Below are 14490 nucleotides of genomic sequence, written 5' to 3'. Positions count from 1 at the left end.
GTCACGCCGCCTTCGACGCGCCGGACAGCGCGTGGAAGTAGACGTCCTCCAGGTCGGGGCTCGCCGCCTCGAAGCCCTCGGGCGCGCTCGGGGCGTGTACGTGCACCAGTCGCTGTCCCGCCACGCGCCGCACGGCGATGACCTCCAGCTGCTTCGACAGCGCGTCGAGCTCCTCCTGGCTCGTGACGAAGCGCTTCCACACCCGGCCTCGCAGCTGGTCCACCAGCTTCAGCGGGTGGCCGCTCGCCACCACGCGGCCCTGCGCCAGCACGGCCATGTCCTGACAGAGGTCCGCCACGTCCGACACGATGTGCGTGGACAGCAGCACCACCACGTCCGAGCTGATCTCCGCCAGCAGGTTGTGGAAGCGGAAGCGCTCGGCGGGGTCCAGGCCCGCGGTGGGCTCGTCGACGATGAGCAGCTTGGGGTCTCCGAGCAGCGCCTGGGCGATGCCGAAGCGCTGCTTCATGCCGCCGGAGAAGCCGCCGAGCCTGCGGTCGCGGTGCTCCCACAGGTTCACCTTGGTGAGCAGCGCCTTCACCGCGTCGTGGCGCGCGCGCCGCTGGGCCAGGCCCTTGAGCTGCGCCAGGTGGTCCAGCATGTCCCAGGCCGTCACCTTCGGGTATACGCCGAAGTCCTGCGGCAGGAAGCCGAGCACGTCGCGCAGCCGGTCCTTGTCACGTCGCACGTCGATGCCGTCGAAGGTCATCGTCCCACCGTCCACGTCCTGCAGCGTGGCGATGGAGCGCATGAGCGTCGACTTTCCAGCGCCGTTGGGCCCCAGCAGCCCGAACATCCCGCGCGGGATGGTGAGGGTGACGTCGTTCAACGCACGCGTACCGTTGGGGTACGTCTTGGACACGCCTTCGAGTCGGAGCTCCATGTCGGGCATCAACCTAGCCCATCCGTTACCATGGGCTCCATGTCTTCACGGCGCTGGCTCCTGTGTCTCACGCCCCTCTTCCTGCTGTGCGCGTGTGGCGAGGGAGAGCCCGTGATGCTCGAGGCCGCGGCGGCCGACTGTGGGAGCGCTCCACCGCAGCGGCTGGGGCGGCTGCCCGCGACGAGCATGGTGCTCAACGCCTACTTCCTCCAGGAGGAGGCCGCGCGCGATGTGCGCCGGGGCCTGTCCGACTCACCCATCGTCGAGGAGGTGTTCGCCAAGGCCGCCGCGATGGGCGTCGTGGCGCTCCGGACCAACGGGCACAACGAGGCGCCGGAGAAGGTGGGGGACAGCACCATCCAGGTCGCGCCGCTCCAGTACGACGAGGTCGCCCTGCGAGGGCTGGACCGCGTGCTCGCCCGGGCCCGGGTGCATGGGGTCCGGCTGGTGCTCACGCTGGGCAACTACTGGGATGCCTATGGCGGCACGCGCCAGTACGTGAGCTGGGCGGGGCTGCCGAACCCGGTGCAGGGGGACCCGCGCTTCTTCACCGAGCCCGTCGTCCGGGCGCTCTACAAGGAGCACCTGGCGCGGACGTTGGAGCGGGTGAACACCGAGGACGGCATCCGCTACGGCGACCATCCGGCGGTGCTGGCGTGGGAGCTGCTCAACGAGCCTCGGGGGCGGGGGCTGGATGCGCGCGGCGAGAAGCTGCGCGCGTGGGTCGACGAGATGGCGCGCGAGGTGAAGTCGCGAGCCCCGGGGCACCTGGTGGGCACGGGCGAGGAGGGCTTCGAGCCCTCGTCGGAAGGGTACGACGGCGCCTACTGGTCCCGCGTGGGGACGACGATGCTGCGCACGCCGGGCTCCAGCTTCACGCGCAACACGGCGTCGCCGTACATCGACTTCGCGTCGGTGCACTTCTATCCGGAGTCGTGGGGGCTGGATGGCGCGGGCACGGCGGAGGCGGGGGCCCGGTGGATTCGCGAGCACGCGGCCATCGCGCACGGCCTGGGCAAGCCGCTGCTGGTGGGGGAACTGGGCCTGCGCAACGCGGGGGATCTGGATTTGTCCCAGCGTCGCGCGCTGTATCGCGGCTGGCTGGAGTGCATGCGCGGCGTGGGCGTGGGCGGCGGCGCGCTGTGGATGTTCGCCAACGACGCCCGACCCGACGCGTGGGATGACCACACCTTCTACTTCCGCGACGGCACCTCGCCCGATGACCCGGTGAACCGCTACGCGGACCTGGTCATCGAGGCCGCGGGTTCGACGAGGCCCTGACGCACGAAGGCCCGGCGCGGCGCGCTTCGCGCCACTCCGGGCCACGGTGGATTCGCGACGGCTCAGACGGAGATGAGGCCCTTGCGGATGCCCTCGGTGACGGCCTCGACGCGGTTGGTCACCTCGAGCTTCCGGTAGATGTGCTCCAGGTGCGTGCGGATGGTGGCCTTGCTGAGGTTGAGGAGCCGGGCGGCCTCGCTGTTGGAGACGCCCTTGGCGATGAGCTGGAGGATCTCGCGCTCGCGGTCCGACAGGGGCTTGAGCAGCGGCTCCTCGGCGGAGGCGCTCTCGGCGGGCGTGGGCGCGGGGGCCTCCGGACGCGGGGCGGCGGGGGCGGCGGCCAGCGGCTCGGAGGGGACGGGCGTGGCGTCCGGCTCCACGCGGAAGTGCCGCAGGAGCCTGCGGGCCAGGTTGGGCTGGATGACGGTGCCTCCCGCGCGGACCTCCTTGATGGCCTCGATGATCTTGTCGACCGGAGAGCCCTTGAGCATGTAGCCGGAGGCGCCCGCCTTCACGGCCTCCAGCACTTTGTCCTCCTCGTCGAAGATGGTGAAGATGAGGATCTCCATCTTCGGGTAGACGGCCTTGATCTCCCGCGTGACGTCGATGCCGCTCATGCGCGGCAGGCCGAGGTCGAGCAGCAGCACGTCCGGCATCAGCCGGGGCACGTCCTCCAGCGCGGCCTCGCCGGACAGCGCGGTGCCGACGATGTCGATCTCCGGGTGGCCCTCGAAAAGGCGCAGCTGGTTCTTGAGGATCTTGGTCTGGTCCTCGACGACGAACACGCGGATGGGCGGCTGCGCGGGAGTGGAGGGAGGCTGCGGGGCGTCCACGGGGGCTCCGGTCATGTCGGGGGGCAGGGAAGGGAGAAGGCCACCTGGGCGCCCGAGCCGGGTGACGAATCGACGATGAGCTGACCACCGAGCTTCATGGCGCGCTCGCGCATGTTGAGCAGGCCGTAGTGGCCCCGCGGCGTGTGCTTCGGGTCGAAGCCCTTGCCGTCATCCTGGACGATGAGGTGCACGCGGTCCTCGCCGTAGTCGAGCTTCACCTGCACGAGCTTCGGCTCGGCGTGCTTCACCGCGTTGGAGAGGCACTCCTGCAGGATGCGGAAGAGGGCCAGCTGCACGTCGGGGGACAGCTTGCGCTGCGCGCCCGTGCGCTCGAAGCGGATGGGCAGGCCCGTGCGCTCCTGGAACGTCTTGGCGTAGTCCTCCAGGCCCTGCGACAGCTCGAAGTCCTCGCGCATCATCCGCAGGTTGCGCCGCAGCTCGTCGATGGACTCCTCCGCGGTGGCCTTCAGCTCGCGGATCTCCTCGCGCAGCCCGTCCTCGCGCGCGAGGTTCAGGATGTACTCCGCCTGGATGATCATCGAGGAGAGCGACGCGCCCAGGCCGTCGTGGATCTCCCGCGCCAGGCGGTTGCGCTCCTCGACGACGGCCAGCTCCTTGAGGTCCCCCTGGAGCGCGACGACTTCGCGGTGGGCCGCGGCCTCGCGCTCGTTCAGGTATACGAGCACGTAGACGATGATGAAGTTGAGCGCCAGGTACCAGAGCAGCGTGAGCAGCTCCACCGCCGTCACGTTGCGGTTGAGCAGCAGGTCCAGCCGCGTCGTGATCGGCAGCGCGAGCAGCGGCGGGAGGATGGCGAGCGGCTTGGGGTAGAGGATGGAGAACAGCGTGGTGAAGAGCAGCTGGGTGGCGAGCAGCGGGCTCTGCAGACCGCCGCCCACCTGGGGCTTGGCGATGAGCACCACGAGGATGACCAGGTCCAGGCACAGCGTGGTGTACGTCACCCAGCGGCCGGCCTTGGGGTGGTCGATGACCAGCAGGTTCGCGACGCTGTAGAGCAGCATCGTGAAGTAGCCCAGGAAGGAGAGCGCGCCGGTGAGGCCGAAGTAGCCGCTCCACGTGGGCACCGCCAGGATGAGCAGTCCCAGCGTGAGGAACATCATGCGGGCGTAGAAGAGGGCGCGGGCCCGGGCGACGAACCGGTCCTGCTCCCAGGACGCGGTGGCCTGCTCCGTGGAGACGCTGTCCGTCAGCTTGCGGCGCGAGAGGACCTCGCGCACGCGCGCGCGCAGGTCATTGGCCGGGGTCTCCTCGCCCAGGGCGAGATTCGAATCCATTGGGCCGGCAGCTTACGAGAGCCGCCGGGTGTGCGGGAATCCCTGGGGTGGTCCGTTCACCTTCTCGGCGAGCGAGAAGGCGGACGGGTGTCCCCGCGCGCCTCCGTCATCGGGAGGATGGCTGCATGCAGACCTTGCGGGCCTCGGGCCTGCTCCGGAAGATGAACTCCAGCCGGTCCGTGGACTCGCCGGTGCGCTCGTCGAAGAGGGGCGTGCCGCCCGCGTACATCGTGCCCTCCTTGTTGCCGTACGGGTCCAGGTTCTGCTTCTTCAGCCAGCGGTCCACGCACGCCTCGAGCGCGGCGCGGCGGGACTCGGGAGCCCCCGCGTCCTTGAGGTTCGTCCCCTCGGCCGGGGTGGAGGCGTCGGGGGACCCGGCGACGAGCGTGCCGGAGTCCGTCCCGGTCTTCTCGGCGCCCGCGACGGGGGCCTCGAGGGTGGAGCCGCTGTCGACGAGCTTCGTCGCCTCGGCGGGGGCCGTGGCCTCGGCGGAGGGCTGGGTCGCCGCATCCGCGGGGCCGGCGGTCTCGCCGGTGTTCTTGTGGCACCCGAGCATGAGTAACAGGGTGGTGGAAAAGACGAGCACGCCGGTCAGGTTTTTCATATGTGTGGCAGCTGGTAGGGGCGCCTGCGCCCAACGGTCGCCTGATGCGACGCAGGGGTCCGCACGTTATTCGCATCCGCCTTCGCGGAGCAGCATTCGATGCACGGCCCAGAAGAACACCACCATCCCCGCATTCCCCACGCGTCCCGGATTGAGCGCGCGAGGGTGCTCGTCGTGGGAGCAGGCGGGCTCGGCTGTCCCGTCTCCCTGGCGCTCGCCCAGGCCGGTGTCGGCCACCTGACGCTGGCGGATCCGGACCGCGTGGACGTGACGAACCTGCCCCGACAGCTGTGGCACCGCGCCGAGGACGTGGGCCGCAACAAGGCGGAGTCCGCCGCGGCGGGGCTCTCCCGGGCGTTTCCCGGGCTGAGCACGGAGGTGCTGCCCGAGCGCGTGGACGCGGACAACGCGGAGGGCCTGTTCCGCTCGCACGACGCGGTCATCGACGCGACCGATGGCGTGGCGACGAAGTTCTTCCTCTCGGACGTGGCGGTGCTGACCGGCGTGCCGCTCGTGTACGGCGGCGTGCTGCGGATGCAGGGGCAGGCGATGCGCGTGGAGCCGGGAGGCCCGTGCCTGCGCTGTCTCTACGAGGCTCCGCCTCCGCCGGACTCGGTGCCCACGTGTGCGCAGGCGGGGGTGCTCGGCTCGCTGGCGGGGCTGGTGGGCTCGGTGCAGGCGCTGCTCGTGCTGGAGCAGCTGGCGGGCGCGGCGCGGCGGGTACCGGGTGAGACGGCGCTGCATGTGCTGGACGGGCGGACGATGCTGGGGCGCGTGACGCGGGTGACTCGCGCGGAGGAGTGCCCGGGCTGTCAGGTCACCGCCGTTCCGAGCTTCCCGGACGAGGCCTCGGCATGCGCGCGATGAGTCGGTGCGGGGCGGGGGCGATGGGGCGCGTGGTTGGATTCGAGGCGAGGGTGAAGGCGTGTCCGAGCCTGGCGTACGCGAAAGGTGCGCGGGAGAGGACTCGTTCGCGGCTGGCTGGGAGGTGGTCGGACCAGGACACGCGTCGCGGTGGAGCGACGGTGTTTCGTTCCTGGCCCCGAGTGAACGGCTGCTCGAGGCGACGTTCCCTGCACCCTCGTGCAGCCGGTGACGCGTCGACGCCGCGGGAAGGCGCTGGCGCTCGTGCCCTCACGGAGTCGGGGCACTCGCATGGGTGACACGACGGCGACGCTGGACATCACGCGCGAGGTCTGTCCGATGACCTACGTGCGCACGAAGCTGCGGCTGGAGTCCCTCGAGCCGGGCGCGCTGCTGGAGGTCCTCCTCCGAGGCGCCGAGCCGCTGAAGAACGTCCCCCGCAGCGCGCGGGAAGAGGGGCACGAGGTGGTGTCACTCGAGGCTCGCGACGACGGGACGCATCGGCTGGTGCTGCGCAAGCAGGGAAGGTGAGTGGTTCATGGCGACGATTCGGATTCCCTCGACGATGCGCACGCTGACGCGCAACCAGGCGGACGTGGTGGTCCCGGGCACCACCGTGCGCGAGGTGCTCGCGAACCTGGATGCGAGCTACCCCGGTATCGGCGCGAAGCTGCTCGACGAGCGCGGCGCCGTGCGGCGCTACGTCAACGTCTTCCTCAACGAGGACGACATCCGCGCGCTTCGCGAGCTGGACACGCCCGTGAAGGACGCGGACCGGCTCACGCTCATCCCCGCGATGGCGGGAGGGTGAGGGCGCATGGCTCTGCGTGAAGATCAGATCCAGCGCTACTCGCGGCAGATCCTCCTGCGCGATGTCGGCGGTCGAGGTCAGGAAGCGCTCCTGACGGGCCCCGCGCGCGTGGATGCCACGGGCGCCTCGGGGATGACGGCGACGGCGTACCTGGCGGGAGGAGGAACCCCGGTCGCGGGCGTGGGCTCGCTGACCCTGGGCCCGTGGGCTCCCGGCTTCCTGGTGTCGGCCGGGGACGTGGGACAGCCCGTCCCGGAGACCCTGGCCCGCGAGGTCCCCGCGCTGAACCCGGACGCCGCGAACCCCGAGCGTCGGGGAGGCCTCCTGGCCGAGCTGCCCACGGCCTGGAGCGGCGAGGCCCCCTGGGTGGCCCTCTGCGGCGACGGCGCGAGGGCCGGCGTCGTGTTCCGAGGAAGCGAAGGCTGTGTGTGGTGCTTCGGCGAGACGGTGCGGCACCTGGGCTCGCCGCCGGATGGCGCGCTGGGCGTGGCGCTCGGAGCCCTGGGCGCGATGATCTTCCAGAACCTCCGCCTGGGCCTGGCCCCCCCGCTGGGAGGGCGTTGGCTGGTGCCTCCGGGGGGCCTGGAGGAGATGGCGCTGCGTCGCTGCTCGCGCTGCGCCGCTCGCGCCGAGCCGTGAACCCCTGGGTGGATCCGCGCTGGCCGGAGCCGGTGCGCACGCAGTTGCTCCGTCACCTGGAGGCGTCCTATCCCCTGGAGGGCTGTGGCGTGATCCTGGCGTCGTCCAGCGCCGCTCGCGTCCTGCCCCTGCGAAACGTGTCTCCCAGGCCCTCCGTGGCGTACGCCTTCGAGCCCCACGAGTGGTTGAAGGTGTGCCTCGAAGCGGAGTCGAGTGGCGAGCGGATCATCGCCGTCTTCCACTCACATGTCGACAGCCCTCCCACCTTTTCCCCGGAAGATCGGGCCTGGGCGGCCCCGACAGGGCATCCGCTGCTGCCGGGAGTTTCCTACCTCATCGCATCCGTACACCGAGGCTGTGTCACCTGCGTGTGTGAGTACGAGTGGAGCGGGGGAGAATTTCGAACGCGACAGGTTTGAATCCCGCATTGCAAGAACGAAAAAGCCGAGGAGGTGCAGGCACTTGGCTGCCCGTTACCCCTACCTGCGGAAAGGTGCGCGTGAATTGTCAAGTGCGTGGGTTTTCGTCTATAACCACGCGCATCTTCTGGATCTGCGGCGTCCCAACGCGGCGTGCAAGAAGCGCTCCGGACGCAGGGAGTTGAAAATCCTTATGGCCTCCAACACTGGATTCACCCTTTGGCTGACCGGCATGTCCGGTACGGGGAAGACCACCACTGCCGCGTACATCGCGGCGCGGCTCCGTCAGGTGGGCCGTCACGTGGAGATTCTCGACGAGGGTGAGCTCGCCGATGAGCTGTGGGCGGGGCTGGGCGACTCGAAGGACGAGCGCAATGTCATCGCGGGCCGGCTCGGCTTCGTGGCGAACGTGCTGACGCGCAACGGCGTCGCGGCGCTGGTGCCCTGCGTGAGCCCGTACAAGGCGAAGCGCGAGGAGAACCGCCGCGCCATCGGCCGCTACGTGGAGGTCTACGTCGACTGCCCCACCGAGAAGCTGATCGAGCGTGACAGCACGGGCCGCTACAAGAAGGCGCTCAACGGGGAGATCCCCAACTTCATCGGGATCACGGAGCCGTACGAGCCGCCCACGTCGCCGGAGGTCACCATCCACTCGGACGTCGAGTCGGTGGAGGACGGCGCCGCGAAGATCTTCCAGTCGCTCCTGGACCTTGGCTACATGTCCACCGAGGAGCTGAAGATCATCACCGGCAAGAAGATGAAGGCCAACCCGCTGCCGGCCAAGGGCGAGAAGGCCGAGAAGCCGGAGAAGAACGGCGGCGTGAAGGCGCGTCGCGCGGAGGAGCCGAAGCCGGCCGTCGCGACGAAGGCCAAGCCCGCGAAGGCGGACAAGGGCGCCAAGTCCCGTCCCGCCACGCGCGCGGCCCGGGTGGCCAAGCCCGCCAGCCCCGCGAAGAAGCCGGCGGCGAAGAGCAAGGCTCGCTGAGCAAGGGGGCCGGCACCCGGCCCCGTCAGTGTCCATGACAAGGGCTCCAGGTTGCCGCGCGATGCGCGTGCAATCCGGGGCCCTTCCGTTTTAGGAGTCCAGCATGCTGAGCCCCGAGCGAATCCAAGCCCTGTGTGAGTCGTCGCGCCCCAAGCTGGAGGCCATGCGGGCCGCGCTGCGCACCCACGGCAGCGCGCTGGTGGCGTTCTCGGGCGGCGTCGACTCCACCTTCGTCCTGAAGATCGCCGTGGAGGAGCTGGGCGAGAGGGCCCTGGCGCTGACGGCGCTGTCGGCGTCCGTGGCGCCCGAGGAGGCGGAGGAGGCGAGGGCGCTGGCGTCGAAGCTGGGCGCCCGGCACGTGGTGGTGAGCAGCAACGAGCTGGCGAACCCCTCGTACGCGGCCAACCCCACCAACCGGTGCTACTTCTGCAAGACGGAGCTGTACGACCTCTGCGAGGCGCGGCGCCAGGAGCTGGGGCTGGCGGTGGTGCTGGATGGCTTCAATGCGGACGACTTCAAGGATCACCGTCCGGGGCACAAGGCGGCGCGGGAGCACGCCGTCGAGTCTCCGCTCGCCGCGGCGGGCCTGACGAAGGAGGAGATCCGCGCGTGGAGCCAGGCGCTGGGGCTGCCCACGTGGGACAAGCCGCAGATGGCGTGCCTGGCGTCGCGAATCCCGTATGGGACATCGGTGACGCGCGAGCGGCTGTTGCAGATCGCCTCGGCCGAGTCGGAGCTGCGCAAGCTGGGCTTCCGGCAGTTCCGCGTGCGCTACCACGGCGAGGTGGCGCGGCTGGAGGTGGCGGCCGAGGAGTACGAGCGCTTCCTCGCGGCCGACGTGCGCCAGAGGATCAACACCGCGTTCCTGGCGCTGGGGTTCAAGTTCGTGGCGTTGGATCTGGAGCCGTTCCGCTCGGGCCGGATGAACGAGGCCGCCGGCGTGACGAAGCCCGCGACGCCGAGCTTCGCGCTGCCCGTGGTGAGCTGATCCCGGACTCCCTTCTCCGCCCGGCGCGCAAGGCCGCTGGGACTCCGGAGCAGATCATGACGGTCGAGCAGTCTTCGCGGCGCGAGCGGTCCTCCTGGCTGATGGGCGCCGCGGGCTTGGTGCTCGGGGGGCTCACCCCTGAAACGTCCCACGCCGCCGAGTACGTGGACTCGCCGTACCGGGACCGGCGCTCCTTCTCTCTGATCCTCGGACCGGGGTTGTCCTACACGGAGCTGATCGGCGAGTCGGACGCGGACGTGGTGAAGGGGCTGGATGCCCAGCTGGATCTGGGGGCCAGCCTCTCGGTGGGGCACGGGGGGGACGAGGTCTTCGTGTTGATCCGAGGGAGCCTCCGCGGGCCGGATCTCTCCGTGGTGGGGGGCTTCCGGAGCGTCTTCGGAATGGAGGCGTGGCAGTCCTTCGTGGATCTCGGCGCTGTCGTGCGGCCGTTTTCTGGGCCGTGGGTGGGGCCTCGCGTAGCTTTCGGTTTGCGACACACCTTCTCGGAGCGGATCGCGGTGTACGGGGGACTCGGGCTCACGCTCGGGTTCGGATCCGGACTGCGCGCCGACGCCGAGGGCTTCACCGGGGTGCAGTGGATCTTCCCGGTCAGCGGATCCGAGTGAAAATCTTGCGATCAGAAAGGGCTGTGAGATGGTGTGCGCATCTGTAGGAGGTTGCGCACTTGGAACTGAATCCCCGCCTCACCTCGGTGGTCTTCCGGCTGAACCGCGAGAAGCTCGACGCCCTGAAGGAGCTGTCGCGCTCCACGCGCATCCGCCAGAGCGAGTACCTCCGGGAAGCCATCTCGGATCTGCTGGCGAAGTACGAGGAGCGGCTCGTCGATTGACGGCTGCTCGTGGATCCAGCCCCGTGTCACTCCGAAAAGGGTGACTCCGGCGGCAACCCCGGAGGGTGGAGACGCTCTGGGGCCGTGAAGGGATCCACCTTCGGAGGGTAGTGGACCTCCCAGAGCATCAGGCCGTGCGCGGGCGCCTTGAAGCCCTCCATGGCCGCCCCCGTCTCCAGGGCCGCGTGCCATGCCTCCTCCGGCAACAGCCCCGCCGCCACCTTGAGCGCGCCCCCCACCAGATAGCGCACCTGGTAGCGAGCAAAGCCGTCCCCGACCAGCCGCACCTCGTACAGCCCTCCGCCCCGCTCGTGCAGGGTGGCGGACTCCAGCGTGCGCGGCTTCTGGGGACTGGACTTCTCATGGAAGGCGATGAAGTCCCGCGTCCCCTGGGCCCTGGCGAGCAGCGCCTCCACCCGCTCGGGCGTCACGGCGCCGCCTCGTCCCAACAACCCTGGCTCGCCCGGAACGTCGAGCGAGTAGGGTGCCCAGTCCTCCGTCTGGGCCCCCCCCAGCCGCAGCCGGTACCGGTACACCTTGCCGCTGGCGCTCCACTGGGCATGGAATCCCTGGGGCCGGCGGACCAGGCACAGCCCGAGCCCCGGCGGCAGGTGCTCCGGGAGCCTTTTGGCCAGCGACTCGGGCGAATCCCCGGCCTCCAGCCGGACGCTCACCACCTGCATGCGGGCATGGACGCCCCGGTCCGTCCGCCCCGAGGGCATCACCGAGGCCGGGACGCCCACCGCCCGCAGCGCCGTCTCGAGCGCCTCCTGGACGGTGGGGCCCTCCGTCTGACGCTGGAAGCCGCGGAAGTTTCCGCCGCGGTACCAGATCCACAGTGCGACGGGAATCCGCTTGGAGGTCGAAGTGAGCACGGCGTTGCGAGGTCGCGGGGTTACACGGGATAATCGCGCGCGAAATGGCGGCTGGACAAGAACTCGCGGCGGACGTGGATGGGCAGTGGCTCTTCCGACATGGTGACCTGGTCCTCGGACCTGTCAGCGGCTCGGTCATCGTGGAGAAGCTCAAGACAGGAGAGCTGACCCCCGAGTCCCCGCTGGCCCTGGCCGGCGAGCGGGACTTCCATCCGATGCGCGAGGTGGAGCCCTTCAAGGTCCACGTGGCGCTCTCGGAGGCGCGCGCCCGCGTGGACGCGGCCGTCCTGGTGGAGCGGGAGAAGAACCACAAGCGCGTGCTGGTGCTCGGCGGCGTGGCCGCGGGCCTGGCGCTGGTGCTCGGCACCGTCGGCATCTACGTGGCGCGCAACGCCGCGGTGCACGGCTGGTTCGGCGAGGACGAGTTCGAGGGCATCGAGATGGAGGCCCCCGTCATCCGCGTGGCCCAGGCCCGGCAGGACGACGAGGAGCTCTTCGACTACCCGACGCAGGGCGCCGTGAAGCCCGGTACTCCCGCGGGCACCAAGCCCACGGGCGCTTCCACCAGCAAGCCCACCGCCGTGGCCTCCGCGTCCCGGACCGATGACCGCCGGCCGCCGCGCCCCGCGGGCAGCGTGGGCACGGACCCGGACGGCATGGAGGTGGCGCAGCAGTTCGACCAGTCCGCCATCAACCGCGTCGTGGCCGGCAACAAGTCCACGCTCTTCAAGTGCTTCAAGGAAGAGGCCGAGCGCAGTCCGGGGCTCGCGGCGAAGATTCCGCTCGAGTTCGTCATCGGCAACGACGGCAAGGTCAACAAGCTCTGGGTGGACAACCCCCAGTTCAAGAAGGGCCCGCTCTACGAGTGCCTGCTGACGGAGCTGCAGAAGTGGCCGTTCCGGGCCTACGAGGGGGAGCGGGCGACCGTCGGCCTGTCCTTCAACATCGGCAAGCGGGGCTAGGGCCACTTTCTTGCCCACCTCCCGGGCATGCCCCATACCGGGGCCATGTCCGCCGCATCCGTTGCCGAGACCGAAATCGCGAAGAAGGCGCTGAGCGTGCCGCCGGGGACCTTCCGTCACACCGTGCTGGTCGCCGCCAAACGCTTCAAGTCCACCTGGGCCGAGCTGGGCAAGCTGCTCGTCACCGTCCGGGACGAGGCGAAGTTCGAGGAGTGGGGCTATCCCACCTTCGAGGCCTACTGCCTCAAGGAACTGCACATCAAGAAGCAGACCGCCCTGAAGCTCACCCGCTCCTTCAGCTTCCTGGCCAAGCACGAGCCCGAGGAGGAGCTGCGGGCCCAGGAGTTCCCGGAGAAGGCGCCCGCCTTCGAGGTCATCGAAGTGCTGGCCGACGCCGAGGAGCGTGGCCAGTTGTCTCCCACTGAATACAAATCCCTACGTGACAGCATCTGGAGCCCGGAGAAGAACCCGACGGAGCTCAAGAAGGAGTTCACGGAGCGCTTCCCCCGGCCGCCGCCCGAGCCTCCCCCCGAGAGCCTCCAGGTGCGCAAGCTGGCGTCCATGGCCCGGAAGCTCGCCAGCGAGCTGGCGGGGTGCCGCAAGATTCCGAACGCTGTCGCCGAGCGGGCAGCCGCCCTGGCGGACGACGTGGAGGAGCTCGCCTCGGGCGTGACGGACGCCTGAGCCGCTGTTACTGAACGCTCACCCGTTGCGGCCGCTGTACGGTCCGTAACGGGCCCGCACCGTTGGGCTTCCTGCCCAGGTGACAGGGCCCTATAGTGGTTCAGGGCCCCGGTGTAGGTGGGCCTGACGGCTGTTCGAGACGTGGGCAGGCCGTGTGGGTAGGGGAGCGGTGGACGGCGAAGTGGCTCCGGCAAGTCTGGGGTCGGCGAACTCGGAGGCGGCAGTGAAGAAGGAGCACCACGTCAACCTGTCCTGCTCGTTCTGCGGAAAATCGCAGCGCGAGGTCCGCAAGCTCATCGCGGGACCGACGGTCTACATCTGCGATGAGTGCATCAAGCTGTGTAACGACATCATCGCGGACGAGAACGAGCGAGAGGAGGGCAAGCCCCAGGTCAGCTTGCCGACGCCTTCGGAGATCAAGGCGTTCCTCGACGACTACGTCATCGGTCAGGACCAGGCGAAGAAGGTCCTGTCGGTCGCGGTCTACAACCACTACAAGCGCATCTACCAGAAGAAGCCCACGTCCCGACCGCGCCCCGGCGTGAAGAGTCCGTCGGGCGAGGAGGTGGAGCTGAGCAAGAGCAACATCCTGCTCATCGGCCCCACGGGCTCGGGCAAGACGCTGCTCGCCCAGTCGCTGGCGCGCTTCCTCAACGTGCCGTTCACCATCGCGGATGCCACCAGCCTCACCGAGGCCGGCTACGTGGGTGAGGACGTCGAGAACATCATCCAGAACCTGCTCCACAACGCCGACTACGACGTGGAGAAGGCGGCGCGCGGCATCGTCTACATCGACGAGATCGACAAGATCGCCCGCAAGGGTGACATGCCCAGCGCCACCCGCGACGTCGGCGGCGAGGGCGTGCAGCAGGCGCTGTTGAAGATCATCGAGGGCACGCGCGCCAACGTCACCCCGCGGGGTGGCAAGAAGTACAACCAGCAGGAGTACGTCCAGGTCGACACGACGAACATCCTGTTCATCTGCGGCGGCGCGTTCCACGGCATCGACGGCGTCATCAAGCGCCGCGTGGGCGAGAAGGGCCTGGGCTTCGGCGCGAAGATCACCCACCGCGAGGAGCGCAGCGTGGGCGAGCTGCTCGCGCTGACGGAGCCCGAGGACCTGATGAAGTTCGGGATGATTCCCGAGTTCATCGGTCGTCTGCCGATGATCGCCACGCTGAACGACCTCAAGGAAGAGGACCTGGTCACCATCCTCGCCCAGCCGAAGAACGCGCTGGTGAAGCAGTACCAGAAGCTCTTCGAGATGGAGAAGGTGAAGCTCACCTTCACGAAGGAGGCGCTGCGCGCCATCGCCCGCGAGGCGATGCGCCGTCACTCCGGAGCGCGCGGCCTGCGCGCCATCCTCGAGGACGCCATGCTGGAGATCATGTACGACGTGCCGTTCCGCGAGGGCGTCAAGGAGTGCAAGATCACCGAGACGGTCATCACCCGCCATGAGCCGCCGCAGCTCGTGATGGAGAAGGAGAAGAAGACGGCCTAGCGGCCCTTTTGCTCCG

Annotated in this window: 18 protein-coding genes; 13 read left to right on the top strand and 5 right to left on the bottom strand. The window is 69.4% G+C overall.

The annotated features are described in order from the left end of the window. Position 1: 1 nt before the first annotated feature. A complete protein-coding gene (locus OWM54_RS00800; RefSeq protein WP_267696339.1) occupies positions 2-883 on the bottom strand; it encodes an ABC transporter ATP-binding protein in 882 nt (293 codons plus the stop codon). Positions 884-922: 39 nt separating this feature from the next. Here OWM54_RS00800 and OWM54_RS00795 point away from each other — a divergent pair, with 39 nt between their 5' ends. Next, a complete protein-coding gene (locus OWM54_RS00795) occupies positions 923-2164 on the top strand; it encodes a glycoside hydrolase 5 family protein (RefSeq protein ID WP_267696338.1) in 1242 nt (413 codons plus the stop codon). Between the two features lie 62 nt (positions 2165-2226). On the opposite strand, the gene OWM54_RS00790 is transcribed toward OWM54_RS00795, so the two are convergent. The 3 genes from OWM54_RS00790 to OWM54_RS00780 form a co-directional block, all read right to left on the bottom strand. Next, positions 2227-3012, bottom strand: a complete 786-nt coding sequence (locus tag OWM54_RS00790) for a response regulator (RefSeq protein WP_223749933.1) — start codon at positions 3010-3012, stop codon at positions 2227-2229. Further along, entirely contained in the window at positions 3009-4292 is a 1284-nt protein-coding gene (locus OWM54_RS00785; protein ID WP_046713561.1) for a sensor histidine kinase, read from the bottom strand. Before OWM54_RS00785 ends, OWM54_RS00790 begins: the two co-directional genes overlap by 4 nt. Positions 4293-4398: 106 nt before the next feature. Next, positions 4399-4896 carry a hypothetical protein gene (locus tag OWM54_RS00780; RefSeq protein WP_267696337.1) on the bottom strand — a complete coding sequence of 166 codons (498 nt, stop codon included), beginning with the start codon at positions 4894-4896 and terminating at the stop codon, positions 4399-4401. 99 nt (positions 4897-4995) lie between these two features. On the opposite strand from OWM54_RS00780, the gene OWM54_RS00775 reads away from it, so the two are divergent. The 9 genes from OWM54_RS00775 (at position 4996) to OWM54_RS00735 (ending at position 10452) form a co-directional block, all read left to right on the top strand. After that, entirely contained in the window at positions 4996-5763 is a 768-nt protein-coding gene (locus OWM54_RS00775) for a HesA/MoeB/ThiF family protein (protein WP_267696336.1), read from the top strand. A 288-nt stretch (positions 5764-6051) separates the two neighbouring features. After that, the gene (locus OWM54_RS00770) at positions 6052-6291 is read left to right on the top strand and encodes a sulfurtransferase TusA family protein (protein ID WP_223749930.1); all 240 of its coding nucleotides are present in this window, start codon (positions 6052-6054) and stop codon (positions 6289-6291) included. Between the two features lie 7 nt (positions 6292-6298). Continuing rightward, positions 6299-6571, top strand: a complete 273-nt coding sequence (locus tag OWM54_RS00765; RefSeq protein ID WP_223749929.1) for a MoaD/ThiS family protein — start codon at positions 6299-6301, stop codon at positions 6569-6571. A 6-nt stretch (positions 6572-6577) separates the two neighbouring features. Beyond that, a complete protein-coding gene (locus OWM54_RS00760) occupies positions 6578-7210 on the top strand; it encodes a HesA/MoeB/ThiF family protein (RefSeq protein ID WP_248545635.1) in 633 nt (210 codons plus the stop codon). Then, positions 7207-7629 carry a M67 family metallopeptidase gene (locus tag OWM54_RS00755; RefSeq protein WP_324289038.1) on the top strand — a complete coding sequence of 141 codons (423 nt, stop codon included), beginning with the start codon at positions 7207-7209 and terminating at the stop codon, positions 7627-7629. The genes OWM54_RS00760 and OWM54_RS00755 overlap by 4 nt, the downstream gene beginning before the upstream one ends. A 193-nt stretch (positions 7630-7822) precedes the next feature. After that, positions 7823-8614 carry an adenylyl-sulfate kinase gene (gene cysC / locus OWM54_RS00750; RefSeq protein WP_267696334.1) on the top strand — a complete coding sequence of 264 codons (792 nt, stop codon included), beginning with the start codon at positions 7823-7825 and terminating at the stop codon, positions 8612-8614. Between the two features lie 103 nt (positions 8615-8717). After that, positions 8718-9602 (top strand): ATP-dependent sacrificial sulfur transferase LarE, encoded by an 885-nt coding sequence (gene larE, locus OWM54_RS00745; protein WP_267696333.1) that lies wholly within the window; start codon positions 8718-8720, stop codon positions 9600-9602. Positions 9603-9703: 101 nt separating this feature from the next. Further along, the gene (locus OWM54_RS00740) at positions 9704-10228 is read left to right on the top strand and encodes a hypothetical protein (protein WP_267701075.1); all 525 of its coding nucleotides are present in this window, start codon (positions 9704-9706) and stop codon (positions 10226-10228) included. A 59-nt stretch (positions 10229-10287) separates the two neighbouring features. Then, positions 10288-10452 carry a ribbon-helix-helix domain-containing protein gene (locus OWM54_RS00735; protein WP_074956984.1) on the top strand — a complete coding sequence of 55 codons (165 nt, stop codon included), beginning with the start codon at positions 10288-10290 and terminating at the stop codon, positions 10450-10452. A gap of 26 nt (positions 10453-10478) precedes the next feature. Here OWM54_RS00735 and OWM54_RS00730 read toward each other — a convergent pair whose 3' ends face one another. After that, positions 10479-11327, bottom strand: a complete 849-nt coding sequence (locus tag OWM54_RS00730; protein ID WP_267696332.1) for a tRNA pseudouridine synthase A — start codon at positions 11325-11327, stop codon at positions 10479-10481. 44 nt (positions 11328-11371) lie between these two features. On the opposite strand from OWM54_RS00730, the gene OWM54_RS00725 reads away from it, so the two are divergent. The 3 genes from OWM54_RS00725 to clpX all read left to right on the top strand — a co-directional run bounded on the left by OWM54_RS00725 (position 11372) and on the right by clpX (position 14474). Continuing rightward, positions 11372-12289, top strand: coding sequence for an AgmX/PglI C-terminal domain-containing protein (locus tag OWM54_RS00725; RefSeq protein WP_267696331.1), 918 nt, complete (start codon positions 11372-11374; stop codon positions 12287-12289). A 27-nt stretch (positions 12290-12316) separates the two neighbouring features. Next, positions 12317-12973, top strand: a complete 657-nt coding sequence (locus OWM54_RS00720; RefSeq protein WP_223784435.1) for a hypothetical protein — start codon at positions 12317-12319, stop codon at positions 12971-12973. A gap of 223 nt (positions 12974-13196) precedes the next feature. Continuing rightward, positions 13197-14474 carry an ATP-dependent Clp protease ATP-binding subunit ClpX gene (gene clpX / locus OWM54_RS00715; protein WP_141323921.1) on the top strand — a complete coding sequence of 426 codons (1278 nt, stop codon included), beginning with the start codon at positions 13197-13199 and terminating at the stop codon, positions 14472-14474. Positions 14475-14490: the final 16 nt, after the last annotated feature.

This window comes from Myxococcus sp. MISCRS1, assembly GCF_026626605.1.
In the GTDB taxonomy this organism is placed as follows: Bacteria; Myxococcota; Myxococcia; order Myxococcales; family Myxococcaceae; genus Myxococcus; species Myxococcus fulvus.
Note: the sequence above shows the minus strand (reverse complement) of the source record. Positions and strands in the feature narration are given on the sequence as shown.

What these genes read in the sequence shown, in the direction of transcription:
- OWM54_RS00800 (WP_267696339.1), bottom strand. Translation starts at nt 883, where the DNA reads ATGGAGCTCCGACTCGAAGGCGTGTCCAAGACGTACCCCAACGGTACG.
- OWM54_RS00795 (WP_267696338.1), top strand. Translation starts at nt 923, where the DNA reads ATGTCTTCACGGCGCTGGCTCCTGTGTCTCACGCCCCTCTTCCTGCTG.
- OWM54_RS00790 (WP_223749933.1), bottom strand. Translation starts at nt 3,012, where the DNA reads ATGACCGGAGCCCCCGTGGACGCCCCGCAGCCTCCCTCCACTCCCGCG.
- OWM54_RS00785 (WP_046713561.1), bottom strand. Translation starts at nt 4,292, where the DNA reads ATGGATTCGAATCTCGCCCTGGGCGAGGAGACCCCGGCCAATGACCTG.
- OWM54_RS00780 (WP_267696337.1), bottom strand. Translation starts at nt 4,896, where the DNA reads ATGAAAAACCTGACCGGCGTGCTCGTCTTTTCCACCACCCTGTTACTC.
- OWM54_RS00775 (WP_267696336.1), top strand. Translation starts at nt 4,996, where the DNA reads ATGCACGGCCCAGAAGAACACCACCATCCCCGCATTCCCCACGCGTCC.
- OWM54_RS00770 (WP_223749930.1), top strand. Translation starts at nt 6,052, where the DNA reads ATGGGTGACACGACGGCGACGCTGGACATCACGCGCGAGGTCTGTCCG.
- OWM54_RS00765 (WP_223749929.1), top strand. Translation starts at nt 6,299, where the DNA reads ATGGCGACGATTCGGATTCCCTCGACGATGCGCACGCTGACGCGCAAC.
- OWM54_RS00760 (WP_248545635.1), top strand. Translation starts at nt 6,578, where the DNA reads ATGGCTCTGCGTGAAGATCAGATCCAGCGCTACTCGCGGCAGATCCTC.
- cysC (WP_267696334.1), top strand. Translation starts at nt 7,823, where the DNA reads ATGGCCTCCAACACTGGATTCACCCTTTGGCTGACCGGCATGTCCGGT.
- larE (WP_267696333.1), top strand. Translation starts at nt 8,718, where the DNA reads ATGCTGAGCCCCGAGCGAATCCAAGCCCTGTGTGAGTCGTCGCGCCCC.
- OWM54_RS00740 (WP_267701075.1), top strand. Translation starts at nt 9,704, where the DNA reads ATGGGCGCCGCGGGCTTGGTGCTCGGGGGGCTCACCCCTGAAACGTCC.
- OWM54_RS00725 (WP_267696331.1), top strand. Translation starts at nt 11,372, where the DNA reads ATGGCGGCTGGACAAGAACTCGCGGCGGACGTGGATGGGCAGTGGCTC.
- OWM54_RS00720 (WP_223784435.1), top strand. Translation starts at nt 12,317, where the DNA reads ATGCCCCATACCGGGGCCATGTCCGCCGCATCCGTTGCCGAGACCGAA.